The organism is Szabonella alba (genome assembly GCF_016765775.1).
Lineage (GTDB): Bacteria > Pseudomonadota > Alphaproteobacteria > Rhodobacterales > Rhodobacteraceae > Szabonella > Szabonella alba.
The window spans coordinates 211,601-223,537 of sequence record NZ_JAESVN010000002.1; the positions used below are offsets into that span (position 1 = coordinate 211,601).

The window sequence follows — 11,937 nt, forward strand, 5'->3', positions numbered from 1 at the left end:
CTACCTGTCCCGCGCGATGACATAATGCGCGGCAGCAATCAATGTATCTGCCCGGGGGCCATAAGGCAAAAGGGCGGTCTCGGCCTCCTGCACCAAGGCAGAGGCACGGGCGCGGGCGGCATCGAGCCCCAGCAGGGACACGAAGGTGGCCTTGCCTGCGCTCTCATCCTTGCCCACGCGCTTGCCGGTGGTGCCGCTGTCGCCGGTCACGTCCAGAATGTCATCGGCAATCTGGAAGGCCAGCCCCAGCGCCCGCGCATAGGCCGCCAACGGTGCCGGATCGGCCCCGGCCAGCACCGCCCCCGCCATCGCCGACCATTCGATCAGCGCGCCGGTCTTTCCGGCCTGCAAGGCGGTAATCTGATCCAACGTCAGCGGGGCAGGTGCGGTTTCGGCGGCGATGTCCAGCGCCTGACCCAGCACCATGCCCCGGGCACCCGCCGCCTGCGCAAGACCCGCCACAAGCGCCAGACGGCATTCGGCATCACCAAGGGCGGGATCGCAAAGCAATTCAAAGGCAAGACTTTGCAGCGCATCCCCGGCAAGGATCGCGGTCGCCTCATCCCATTGCACATGCACCGTCGGCTGGCCGCGCCGCAGGTCGTCATCATCCATCGCGGGAAGGTCGTCATGGATCAGGCTATAGGCATGCAGCGCCTCAATCGCCGCCGCCGCCGCAAGGGCGCTGTCGGTGTCCAGCCCGTGCAGGGCCGCACTTTCCAGCACCAGAAAGCCGCGCAGGCATTTGCCGCCCTGAACGCCATAACGCATGGCATGGATCACCGGCTGATCGGCCAGGGGGTCCAGCGCCGCCCCCAGCCGCGCCTGAACCAGTGCCGCCGCCTGTGCAAGACGGGTGTCGAAGCTCACATCCCCTCCGCCGGGGTGGTGCCGGTCGCGCGGCCCTCCTGCGTGCGGATCATCTCGACCCGCTCTTCGGCGGCTTTCAGCTTTTCGCCGCAATGGGCCTTCAGCTTTGCACCCCGTTCATAAAGGGCGATGGACTGCTCCAGCGGCACCTCTCCCCGTTCAAGCGCGGTCACGACCTTTTCCAGTTCGGCCATCGCCTCTTCAAAGCTCAGTTCGGTCAGTGCCTTGTCCGTGGCGGCTTTGGCGGAGGGGGCCTTTTCGGTCATGCGCGCGCGTCCTTCAGTTCAGTGACTTGATCAGTTCAGTAACATGGGCCGCGACACTGGCGCCCAAAGCGTCCAGATCATAGCCCCCTTCAAGGCAGGAAACCACCCGCCCGCCGCACTGGTCGCGGGCCAGATCGCAGATCCGCCGCGTCAGCCATGCGAAATCCGCCTCGCGCCAGTTCAGCCCGGCAAGCGGGTCTGCGGCATGGGCGTCGAACCCGGCGGAAATCAGGATCAGTTCAGGCGCGTAATCCGCAAGCGCGGGAAACACCAAGCCGTCATAGGCCGCGCGCATTTCGGCCCCGCCCGATCCGCCGGACAACGGAATATTGCTGATCTGCCCTTGCGCCCCGCGTTCCGATGGCGCCCCCGAACCGGGATAAAGCGGCATCTGATGGGAAGAGACAAAGCGGATGCGGGATTCGCCCCACAGCAGTTCCTGCGTGCCATTGCCGTGATGCACGTCGAAATCCACAATCGCAACGCGGGACAACCCGTGCCGCTCCAGCGCATGTTTTGCCGCAATCGCCACCGTACCGAACAGACAAAAGCCCATGGCGGTTTCGGTTTCGGCATGATGGCCGGGCGGGCGCGTGGCGACAAAGGCGTTCCGCGCACCCCCCGACAGAACCAGATCGACCGCCGCACAGGCCCCGCCCACCCCGCGCAAGGCGGCCTGAACCGATCCCGGCGCAAGGCAGGTATCGCCGTCAATGCCCGCCCAGCCCTGCGCGGGAAGCGCGGCGCGCAGCCGGTCGATATGGCGCTGCGGATGACAAAGCCGGATATCGGCCTCGGTTCCCAAGGGGGCCTCAATCCGCAGCAGGTCCATGCCCGCCAGCGCCCGGTTCACCGCCTGCAACCGCGCGACCTGTTCGGGATGACCGGGCGGGTTTTCATGCAGATCGCAATCGGGATGGGTGAAATAGGCTGTGGTCACTTTGCTGCCCTGCCCTTTTGCCCCGTTCAGCCGTCCTGCGCCGAAAGACAATCGCGCGCCGCCTCGACGGCCGCAACCCCGCCCTGCAATTCGGCAGTGACAATCTCGGCCTCTCCGAAATAGATGCGCAACATCTGCGTTTCGGCAAGCCTGTCAACGGTTTCGGGCGAGGCAAGCGCCATCAGAACACCGGGGCGGTTGTCCAGATAACTGCCCATGCCTTCGGCCTCGGTCACCTCACCGTCCAGATCATAGAGAAAGGCATAGGCATCGCCCTCGATCAGCGGACCCCAGTCCGGCGTCACGACATGCAGCGCGCCGGTCGTGCCACCCGCATCCAGACGCAGCCGCAGCGCCGCGCCGCCCTCAAGGCCCCGGCTGGCCAGACAGCCGCCCCCGGCGGGCAAGGGTTCGATCCGCCAGCCCGGCACATGGCCGGAAAACCCGGCGAAAGCGGGCACAGCGATCAGGGCAAGCGCCGGAAGGCAGGGCAGGATACGCAGCATGGCGGGGGGTGTCCGGGCGCGAGGAAATTCCGCCGCGACCATAGCCAAACCGCCCCCCGCGTCAATCCGGGCGGCGGGCCCTGCGCGGCGGCTTGCCGGTGCAGGTCAGGCGCCGGTTGGGCGCCGCTCAATCAGGGGCAAGCATGTAACCCGCACCGCGCACCGTCTGCAAATAACGCGGTTGTTTCGGATCGGCCTCGATCTTGCGGCGCAGCCGGGTGATCTGCACATCCACCGCGCGTTCCTGCCCGCGCGCGCCCTCGTCAGATTCATCGCTGCGGCCCATATCTCCGGCAAGCGCCTCACGGCTGACGGGCTGGCCCGCCTGCGCCGCGAAAATCCGCATCAGCTGCGCCTCGGTCGCGGTCAGGCGCACCGGGTCAGACCCGCGCCACAATTCGCCCCGGTCCAGATCATAGCGTACCACCCCAAGGTTCAGCACCTTCGGTCCCGCCTCGGCCTGAACCTGCGGAACCCGGCGCAGGATCGCATTGATGCGCAGCAGCAGTTCCTTGGGTTCAAAGGGTTTGACAAGATAGTCATCCGCCCCGGCCTCAAACCCCTCCAGACGGCTGGCGGTTTCCCCCCGCGCGGTCAGCAGCAGGATCGGAACCGTGTGACGCAACCGCAATTCGCGGGTCAGCGCGATGCCGTCCTCGCCGGGCATCATCACATCCAGCACGATCAGATCAAATTCCAGCCCCGCCAGCAGCCGCCGCGCCTGTGCGGCATCCCGCGCGATGGTCACAAGAAAGCCGTTGCGCATCAGAAACTTCTGCAGAAGGCCCCGGATACGTTCATCGTCATCGACGACCAGAAGATGTGCCACGGTCTGACTTGTCATGCGCCGCCCTCCTTCAGGCTTTGATACTGTCGCCGCGCCTCGGCGTCCATCATCGCCTCCAGCACCTGCCGGAATCCCTGCACCGCCTCCGGTCCGGCCGCACGATAGGCCGCGCGCATCCTTGCGCGCTGCGCATCCGACAAGGCGCGCTCCAGCCCCTCACCCTTGGCGGTCAGATGCAGATGACGCTCGCGCTTGTCCTGACGGCCCACGCGGCTTTCGACCAGACCGTCCCCGATCAGCGCGCGCAGCACCCGGTTCAGCGATTGTTTCGTGACGCCCAGAATGGCCAGAAGGTTGTTGACCGTTGTGCCGGGGCTGCGATGGATGAAATGGATCGCGCGGTGATGGGCGCGACCATAGTCCATACCCTCCAGAATGCGGTCGGGGTCGGCGGTGAAGCTGCGATAGGCGAAGAACATCGCCTCGATCCCCTTGCGCAACTGTTCATCCGTCAGGAACAGGAGCGTTTCGCCACTTGCCGGTCCGCCTGTTGCCTGTGCCATGCCTGCCCCCTTTGATTGCGGGGATTTTATGTCAGCCTTGTTGACTTTCCAAGTCTCAACTGGTAGCCCGGCCCGGATTTCGCGCAACTATCTGTCCGCATCGGACCTATCTTGCGCAATATGTGCAAATGACAGCGGGAGGTTGGAACCATGGCCGGATATGATGATCGCGACGGCAAGATCTGGATGGACGGGGAAATGGTGGATTGGCGCGGGGCCAATGTCCATATCCTGACCCATGCCTTGCACTATGCCTCTTCGGTGTTTGAAGGGGAGCGGTGCTATAACGGCAAGATCTTCAAATCCACCGAACATTCGGAACGGCTGCGCAAATCCGGTGAATTGCTGGACATGCCGCTGCCCTGGTCGGTCGAAGAGATCAACGCCGCGAAAGAGGCGGTGCTGGCCGCAAACGGCCTGACCGATGCCTATGTCCGCGCGCTGGCCTGGCGCGGCGCGGGTGAGGATATGGGTGTTGCCTCCAAGCGCAATCCGATCCGGCTGGCAGTGGCCTGCTGGGCCTGGGGCAATTACTATGGCGATGCGAAACTGAAGGGCGCGAAGCTGGATATCGCGAAATGGAAGCGCCCCAGCCCCGAAACCATTCCCCATGCGGCCAAGGCGGCGGGGCTTTACATGATCTGCACCATGTCCAAACACGCCGCCGAGGCGAAGGGCTGTTCGGATGCGATGATGTTCGACTATCGCGGCTATGTGGCCGAGGCGACGGGGGCGAATATCTTCTTCGTCAAGGATGGTGAGGTCTATACCCCGATCCCCGATGCAATCCTGAACGGCATCACCCGCCAGACCGTGATCGGCATGCTGCGCGAGCGCGGCGTGACGGTGAATGAGGTGCGGATCGAGCCGGGCGATCTGGAAGGCTATCAGCAGTGCTTCCTGACCGGTACGGCGGCGGAAATCACCCCGGTGGGCCAGATCGGCGAGTACAGCTTTGAGGTCGGCGCGCTGGTCCAGCAGGTCGCTGCCGATTACGAAACCCTCGTCCGGGCCTGACCCGGCATCAGGGCCTGCCGGTGGAACACACCGGCAGGCCCTTTTCAATACATCACGGGGTCCGGTTCAGGCCGAATGGCCCCGGTCGATGCGCAGGAATTCCACCACGCGGCGGTCCTGTTGACCTTCCGCCTTGGCCTTGGGCTGACGCTGCGCCTCGGCCCATTGCGTGTCACCTGCCGCCTCACGCGACAGGCGCAGGAAATGCTTCACGCGGCCACCTTCGTTGCTGCGCGGATGATCTGCCAGATGTCTGGTCATCTCTGCTTCTCCTTTCAGTTGGGAACGGCCAGCATAACGCGGAATCGGCTGCCGCCAAAGCCCGCATTCCGGTGAATGCGCGACATCCTGCGGAACAGGCTGCAAAGGACCGGGCGGGACCGGCCGGGACAGGACCCCGGCCTGTCCTTTATTCCTGCACCATACCCATCGGGCGCGGCCCCTGCCCCTGCGCCTTGACATGGTTGCGCCACAGGATCGTCAGCACCACTGCCGCCCCTATGGCGATCAGCACCACATTGTGCAGCACCAGCGCCAGCCCGGCCACGGTCAGAACTGGTTTTTCCCAGCGCGCCACCTCGGTCTTGAAGAAGCCGATATAGGCGACCGACAGCGCGATGATCGAAAGGATGCCGGAACTGAGCGCGAGCGTGAAATCCCAGAACTGCCAGTCGATGAACAGAAGCGAGGGCGCATAGACGAACATCATCGGCACCAGCGCCTTGCCCATCGACAGCCGGAAGGCGGTCATGCCGGTCTGCATCGGGTCGGATTTCGCAATCCCCGCCCCGGCATAGGCGGCCAAGGCCACGGGCGGCGTGATATCGGCAAGAACGCCATAGTAGAACACGAAGAAATGCGTCGCCAGCAGCGGCACGCCAAGATTCTGCAATGCGGGTGCGGCGATGGCGGCCAGGATGATATAGGTCGGCGTTGTCGGGATGCCCGCGCCCATCACGATACAGGCCACCGCCACCATGATCAGCGCAAAGAACAGCGTCACGTCGTTCTGGGTGAACAGATCAAGCGGATCCAGCGCCGTCAGCGTGGCGCCCAGCCATGCCGCGCCGTCGATCACCGCGCCCGAGAATTTGAAGCCCATCCCCGTCAGCGTGGTCACCCCAAGGATGAAGCCCACACAGGCACAGGCGGCGGTAATGGAAATCGACTGCTGCGCGCCGTTTTCCAGCGCATCCTTCAGCCGCACCGGCGTCAGCGCGCTGGACGCATCCATGCCCCGGCCCAGCCCGAAGATCTGCAGGATCAGCGGGATATAGGAACAGACGATCGTCAGGATGATGCCCCAGAACGCCGCAAGGAAGGGCGTGTATTTCATCAAGAGCATCGTCACCATGACGATCAGCGGGATGAACAGATGCCATGACCGGCCCAGCACTTCACGGAACTGCGGCAGCTTGTCCTTGTCGATGCCCGAAAGGCCCAGACGTTTCGCCTCAAGATGCACCATGAACAGGGTGGACAGATAGTGGAACGCCGCCGGGATGATCGCGATCAGGATCAGTTCATTATAGGGGATGCCCAGCATCTCGGTCATCACGAAGGCCGCGGCCCCCATGATCGGCGGCGTCACCTGCCCGCCGCAACTGGCCGAAGCCTCGACCGCCGCCGCGAAACGCCCAGAAAATCCCTTGGCCTTCATCATCGGAATGGTGAAGGCGCCGGTTGTCACCGTATTGGCGATGGGTGATCCCGAGATCATACCGAAAAAGCCCGAGGACACCACCGCCACCTTGGCCGGCCCGCCCGAATAGCGCCCGGCCACGATAGAGGCGAGGTCGATGAACAACTGCCCCAGCCCGGATTTCTGCGCCAGCACGCCGAACAGCACGAAATGAAAGACGAAGGTCGCGACGACGCCGATGGCGATGCCGTAGATCCCTTCGGTGCCCAGATAGAGATGGTTGACCAGACGGATGATGTTATAGCCGCGATGCGCCAGATCGCCCGGAAGGTAAGGGCCAAAAATCGCATAAAGCAGCGCCAGCGTGCCGATCACCGGCAGGGTCTCGCCCATCGTGCGGCGCGCGGCCTCCAGCACCATGATGATGGCCAGCAGGCCCATGATGTAATCAAGCGGCTGCGGGAAACCGACATTCTGGATGAAGATGCTGTCAAAGAACAGGATCAGATACAGCGATGAGGCCCCGCCCGCGATGGCCAGCGGCCAGTCGAACGGGGCAAGCCGGTCGCCCTGCCCGCCGAACCCCCTGGCCGGCAGCGCCGTCGCCGCCAGCAGCACCGTCACCCCGATCAGCCCCCATTGCGCCGCCAGCGGAATCCGGTCGGACAGCGCATCGGCCAGCGTCCATCCCAGAAAGATGTAGAAGGCCGCAAAGGCCAGCCCGAAACCCCAGGCGCGGCCCATGCGGTCATGGGTCGGGCGCGGGAACAGCAGGAACACCAGCGGCATGATGAAGGCCATATGCACGGACCGGTGCAGAACCTCGCTCAGCAGGCCGAAACCCGATGTGTAGATGTGGAAAATGCTCAGCACGATGCTGGCCCCGGCCACAAGCAGCCCGGTGACCCCGCCCAGCCGCCGGAAATTCGTTTCATTGTCGTATTTGCGGACCAGCGCCTCCATTTCCTCGGGCGAGAGGTCGTTATCCTTGGGCGTGGTCGTCATCAGGGATCATCCTTGCAGGGCAGCGCGCGCAGTTCCAGCGGCTGGCCGGGCCAGAGTGTCAGGTCAATCTCGGTGCCTTGGGCAAAAAGGCGGTTTTCATGTTCGGGTGCGGTGCGGAACACCAGACGCGGGATCGGTCGGTCCAGCGGCAGCACGATCTGATCGCCCTCCTGCCGCCAGCCCGCCCCGTCATGGGCCATTCCGGGGCCATGCGCCTCAAACCGTTCCTCGGTCTGGCGGATCGCACCGTCCGGACCGATGGCATAGGTCGCAATCACCGGCGTCAGCGTCACGGAATGGCGCCAGCGCAGCGCAAATCCGTCAGCCCCGCCCTGCCAGAGCGGCACTCCGTCCGCCACCCGTTCCAACCTGAGGTCAGGCAGGGAACAGGCGCGGGCGGCGGTGCCAAGGCAGATCAGAAGCAGCAAAGGGGCCAGCGCGGCCATGCCGCACCGGCCCCGGCCGATCACTCGATCAGGCCTTTCTCGCGGTAATACCGCTCAGCGCCCGGATGCAGCGGGATCGAGATCGATTCCAGCGCAGTCTCCAGCGAGATCTGCGAGCCCATCACATGAACCTGCGACAGCGTCTCGGTGTTTTCGTAAAGCGCCTTGACCATCGCATAGGCAATATCCTCATCCAGATCTTCATGCGTTGCCCAGATTGCGCGCACGGCCAGCGTTTCCACATCGGCATCCACGCCGCGATAGCTGCCGGCAGGCAGGGTGGCCGAAGCGTAATAGGGCTGGACTTCCTGCAGTTTCGCAATCTCGTCGCCCGAAAGCGGCACCACCACGATGTCATGCCCGTTGGCCAGTTCGGTGATCGAGGCGGTCGGCAGGCCCGCCGTGATCAGCGAGGCATCAAGATTGCCGTCCTTGATCTTGTCGGCCGACTGCGCAAACGAGGAATAATCCTCGGTCACGTCCTCACGCGCCATGCCATGGGCTTCCAGCAGGTCGCCCAGCAATTGCCACTGGCCCGAACCAGGCGAACCCGAGGACACCGACTTGCCCTTGATATCGGCAAAGCTGCCGATATTGGCCCCGGCACGGGCAACAAGCTGCACGGTTTCAGGGTAAAGCGAGCCCAGAGCGCGCAGGTTGGGCGCAGCATTGCCGTCGAACTGGTTCACGCCCTTATAGGCCGCATCCAGAATATCGGCGGCGATGAAGGCGGTCTCGATCTCGGACTTGGCCAGCAGACCCGCATTCGCAACCGATGCGTTGCCGGTTTCGGCGGTGGCCGAGATGCGCTTGCCTTCCAGTTCGGCGGTGTTCGAGATCAGCTGAGCCAGCATCCCGCCCAGCGGGTAGTAGGTGCCGCCCGTGCCGCCGGTCGCGATGCCGACGAAAACGCGTTCCTGCGCTGCGACGGGCAGCGCGATCATGGCCGCCGAGACGGCCAGCGCGAACAGGGATTTCGGGGTTTGGATCATTGTCTTCTCCTTGATGGGTCGGTTTTTTGGACCGGAGACCGGCTTAGTCTGTTGTTCGGGGTCTGTTGTCCGGGGTCCGCCCTTCTGTCGGGGCCGCAGGACCGTCGGCCATCATCTGCCCGCCGTCCGGAGCGCCGGAAACGGACCTGTCTTGGCGCTGAATATGCTTACGCTTATTTCTTGCGTCAATCGAAAAAATGGATAGGTTTCGGAACAGCGACAGGAATCCGGTCTTTGCGCAGGACCGGTTCCGGGGCAGAACCGGCCTATCGGGACGGCTGACCAGCACCCTAGGCGACAAGGATTCCCAGTGACGACGACAAACAGGCTGTCCTCCCCCCTTACCGCGCCGGTGAACTGGCAGATGATCCGTGCCGATGTGCTGGAACGGATCCAGAGCGGGAAATGGCAGCCGGGCGACGGCGTCCCGAAAGAGGCGGATCTGGCCGCGCATTACGGCTGCACAAGGTCAACCGTCGGGCGGGCGCTGCGCGATCTGGCACAGGCCGGGTTTCTGGAACGCCGCCGCCGGGGGGGAACGATTGTTGCGGCCAATCCGGTGCGCAAGGCCCCGCTGGAGGTGCCGATCCTTGGCGATGCGATCCGCAAGGCCGGTCATGCCCATGATTTCCGCGTGATCCGCGCCGAGACCGGACCGGCACAGCAGGACGAGGCCAGCGCCCTTGCCATCGCCGCCGGGGCTAGGGTCTTTCGCTATGACGCGCTGCATCTGGCCGATGGTAAGCCGTTTCAGTTCGAGTCCCGCGTGCTGAACCTTCTCGCCGCGCCCGAGATCCTGCAGGCCGATCTGACACAGATGCCGATTGACGAATGGCTGCTGCGCAACCGGCCGCTGGAACGGGTGACGATCGAAATCTCGGCCATTGCCGCGCCACAGGCGGCGGCGCTTCATCTGGCCATCGCGCCAGATACCCCGGTTCTGCTGGTGCGGCGGATCAGCTGGGCGCGGCAGAAATCAATCGGTCTGCTGCATCTTTACCATCAACCCGACCACCGCATCCGCACCGGATTCTGACTTTGGTCTGATCAGACCCCGGAATCTGGCGCCGGAACAGCCAAAGGCCCGCGCGCTGCGCGGGCCCTCGGTCTGCCGGGATCGGGGAAACGTCGATCCCGGCAGCACAGCTTCTACACAAGTCACTTACACAAGATACCGATCAGATCAGCCCTGATGTTCGGGCAGTTCTTCCAGCTGTTCCTTGGTCATCGAAACCTGAATGCGCAGCTCATCGGTTTCCGAATTCCACATGATCTGCGAGCCTTCGATCGGAAGGGCGACGCGACGCGCGCCGATCCCAAGGAAGCCGCCGACATCGACGATCACATCCGAAACGCCATTCTGGTCATCCAGAACCAGATCCTCGACTGAACCGGCGGAATTGCCCTCGGCATCCTCAACCGTCGCGCCGATCATCTGCTCGGCAGTCAGATCACCCGGTTCGACCGCAGCAAAGGCCGGATCTTCCGAAGTGGTCAGGCGCTCCGTCTCGGCCATGGGTTCAGCCGCAGGGCCGCCCGTGTCAGCGGCGGTATCGCTGGCCATCTCACCCGACGGCGCCGCTGCCGGGTCGGTCGCATCGGCATAGCCGCCCGCCGGAGCCGCGTCATTCATCGACCAGTCCTGCATCGGATATCCGGTGCCAAGGGTGCTGGCATCGTATTCCGGCAGGGCCTCAAGCTGTTCGCGGCTGTAGGTCGCGACGACATTGAAGTCGCTCAGCTCTTCGGCGGTGGTGTCGTCGGCAACGAAGTAAAGGCTCTCGATATCCACCATCACGGTGCGCGCACCGATGCCGAGGAATCCGCCCACATCGACCAGAATACCGCGCAGAGCGCCATCCTGCGTCATGACAACATCACCGATATTGCCGATGTCTTCCCAGGTTTCACGTTGAGCCGCGAAACGATCGGAACTGCTCCAGCGTGCCGAACGGTCAAAAGCCGGATCGGTGTCGGCATTTTCGACGGCAGGCAGAGTTTCTGCATCAATCGCGTGAACATTCATGCCGATGAAATCAGAGGCAAGAAAGGCCGGAACCATGTCGCCGGCGCCTGCAGCCATATCGGCGGGGGCGCTGCCTGCCGTGGCATCGGGCATGGTCGCGGTGTCGGACATGGTGTCAGTCGCCGGATCGGCAGGCACTTCAGTGGCCGGATCCGTCTGCGCCATGGCCCCGAAGGACATGACGGTGACAAGTGCTGAACTGAGCATGAGATGCTTCATCTTGGTCTCCTGTTCTGAGTCGCGCCCGGCGTCGGGCACTATGGACAGACAACGCCCCGATCTGTTGCGGGTTCCTTGATCCGGATAGAAAATAAAATTATTTCAAAAACTTGTGGGACACTACCAGAGTCACCAAGGGCCGTGACCCGGCAGGCGGGGCACGGCGCACAGGATGCGGATTAAGCGAGCTGGCCCAAGGTCCGTCCGGGGACGGCAAGGCCTTTTACCTTCACTCCCTCAACCCGGTCATGACTGAAAGGTTCCCGTCTGTGACATGGGCAGGCAGTTTCCTGCCCGGGCCGCGCCGGTCCGCCTGGGCAATCACCACACGGCCCGGATGGCCACCCTGAAATGCGAAAGGGGCCGCCTGACAGGCCGCCCCCTTATTCCTCTTTTGCTGGCATTTCCTGCAGGCGGGCAACCGCCGCCTTTGCGCATCTGCAGTGGTCAGCGGGATTTCGGACCAGCAATGAACCAGATGATCAGCCCGACGATCGGGAACAGCAAAACCAGCAGGATCCACAAGACCTTGGCCCCGTTGCCTGCCCCCGACCCGATGATCGAGACCGCGGCCCAGATGACCAGCGCGAGGTGAAGAAGGCCCAGAAGGCCTGAATATTGCACGGACATTGCCCGATGCTCCTGTCATACTGGCCCC

The 11,937-nt window shown here is 63.8% G+C and carries 14 protein-coding genes; 2 read left to right on the top strand and 12 right to left on the bottom strand.

Translation table 11 applies throughout. The features are described 5' to 3' along the window. From JL811_RS05460 to JL811_RS05485, 6 genes are all read right to left on the bottom strand, one after another. On the bottom strand, positions 1–870 hold the full coding sequence (locus tag JL811_RS05460) for a polyprenyl synthetase family protein (protein ID WP_337924722.1): 870 nt from the start codon (positions 868–870) through the stop codon (positions 1–3). Beyond that, complete coding sequence (locus JL811_RS05465; protein ID WP_202687487.1) at positions 867–1,136, bottom strand: exodeoxyribonuclease VII small subunit; 270 nt, start codon at positions 1,134–1,136, stop codon at positions 867–869. Before JL811_RS05465 ends, JL811_RS05460 begins: the two co-directional genes overlap by 4 nt. A gap of 13 nt (positions 1,137–1,149) precedes the next feature. Then, on the bottom strand, positions 1,150–2,076 hold the full coding sequence (locus tag JL811_RS05470) for an arginase family protein (protein ID WP_202687488.1): 927 nt from the start codon (positions 2,074–2,076) through the stop codon (positions 1,150–1,152). Between the two features lie 26 nt (positions 2,077–2,102). Next, positions 2,103–2,582 (bottom strand): hypothetical protein, encoded by a 480-nt coding sequence (locus JL811_RS05475; protein ID WP_202687489.1) that lies wholly within the window; start codon positions 2,580–2,582, stop codon positions 2,103–2,105. A gap of 127 nt (positions 2,583–2,709) precedes the next feature. Continuing rightward, on the bottom strand, positions 2,710–3,426 hold the full coding sequence (locus tag JL811_RS05480; RefSeq protein ID WP_202687490.1) for a response regulator: 717 nt from the start codon (positions 3,424–3,426) through the stop codon (positions 2,710–2,712). Beyond that, positions 3,423–3,932, bottom strand: a complete 510-nt coding sequence (locus JL811_RS05485) for a MarR family winged helix-turn-helix transcriptional regulator (RefSeq protein ID WP_202687491.1) — start codon at positions 3,930–3,932, stop codon at positions 3,423–3,425. Before JL811_RS05485 ends, JL811_RS05480 begins: the two co-directional genes overlap by 4 nt. Before the next feature lie 150 nt (positions 3,933–4,082). Here JL811_RS05485 and JL811_RS05490 point away from each other — a divergent pair, with 150 nt between their 5' ends. Further along, complete coding sequence (locus tag JL811_RS05490) at positions 4,083–4,949, top strand: branched-chain amino acid aminotransferase (protein ID WP_202687492.1); 867 nt, start codon at positions 4,083–4,085, stop codon at positions 4,947–4,949. A gap of 66 nt (positions 4,950–5,015) precedes the next feature. Here JL811_RS05490 and JL811_RS05495 read toward each other — a convergent pair whose 3' ends face one another. From JL811_RS05495 to JL811_RS05510, 4 genes are all read right to left on the bottom strand, one after another. Then, positions 5,016–5,210 carry a hypothetical protein gene (locus tag JL811_RS05495; protein WP_202687493.1) on the bottom strand — a complete coding sequence of 65 codons (195 nt, stop codon included), beginning with the start codon at positions 5,208–5,210 and terminating at the stop codon, positions 5,016–5,018. Between the two features lie 148 nt (positions 5,211–5,358). Next, positions 5,359–7,596, bottom strand: a complete 2,238-nt coding sequence (locus tag JL811_RS05500) for a TRAP transporter permease (protein WP_202687494.1) — start codon at positions 7,594–7,596, stop codon at positions 5,359–5,361. Beyond that, entirely contained in the window at positions 7,596–8,066 is a 471-nt protein-coding gene (locus JL811_RS05505; RefSeq protein WP_202687495.1) for a DUF1850 domain-containing protein, read from the bottom strand. Before JL811_RS05505 ends, JL811_RS05500 begins: the two co-directional genes overlap by 1 nt. Further along, the gene (locus tag JL811_RS05510) at positions 8,063–9,034 is read right to left on the bottom strand and encodes a TAXI family TRAP transporter solute-binding subunit (RefSeq protein WP_237684821.1); all 972 of its coding nucleotides are present in this window, start codon (positions 9,032–9,034) and stop codon (positions 8,063–8,065) included. The genes JL811_RS05505 and JL811_RS05510 overlap by 4 nt, the downstream gene beginning before the upstream one ends. 310 nt (positions 9,035–9,344) lie before the next feature. On the opposite strand from JL811_RS05510, the gene JL811_RS05515 reads away from it, so the two are divergent. Continuing rightward, positions 9,345–10,070 (top strand): UTRA domain-containing protein, encoded by a 726-nt coding sequence (locus tag JL811_RS05515; RefSeq protein WP_202687496.1) that lies wholly within the window; start codon positions 9,345–9,347, stop codon positions 10,068–10,070. A gap of 147 nt (positions 10,071–10,217) precedes the next feature. Here JL811_RS05515 and JL811_RS05520 read toward each other — a convergent pair whose 3' ends face one another. Both JL811_RS05520 and JL811_RS05525 read right to left on the bottom strand, forming a co-directional pair. Further along, a complete protein-coding gene (locus JL811_RS05520; protein ID WP_202687497.1) occupies positions 10,218–11,279 on the bottom strand; it encodes a PRC-barrel domain-containing protein in 1,062 nt (353 codons plus the stop codon). A gap of 447 nt (positions 11,280–11,726) precedes the next feature. After that, positions 11,727–11,909, bottom strand: coding sequence for a PLD nuclease N-terminal domain-containing protein (locus JL811_RS05525; protein ID WP_202687498.1), 183 nt, complete (start codon positions 11,907–11,909; stop codon positions 11,727–11,729). Positions 11,910–11,937: the final 28 nt, after the last annotated feature.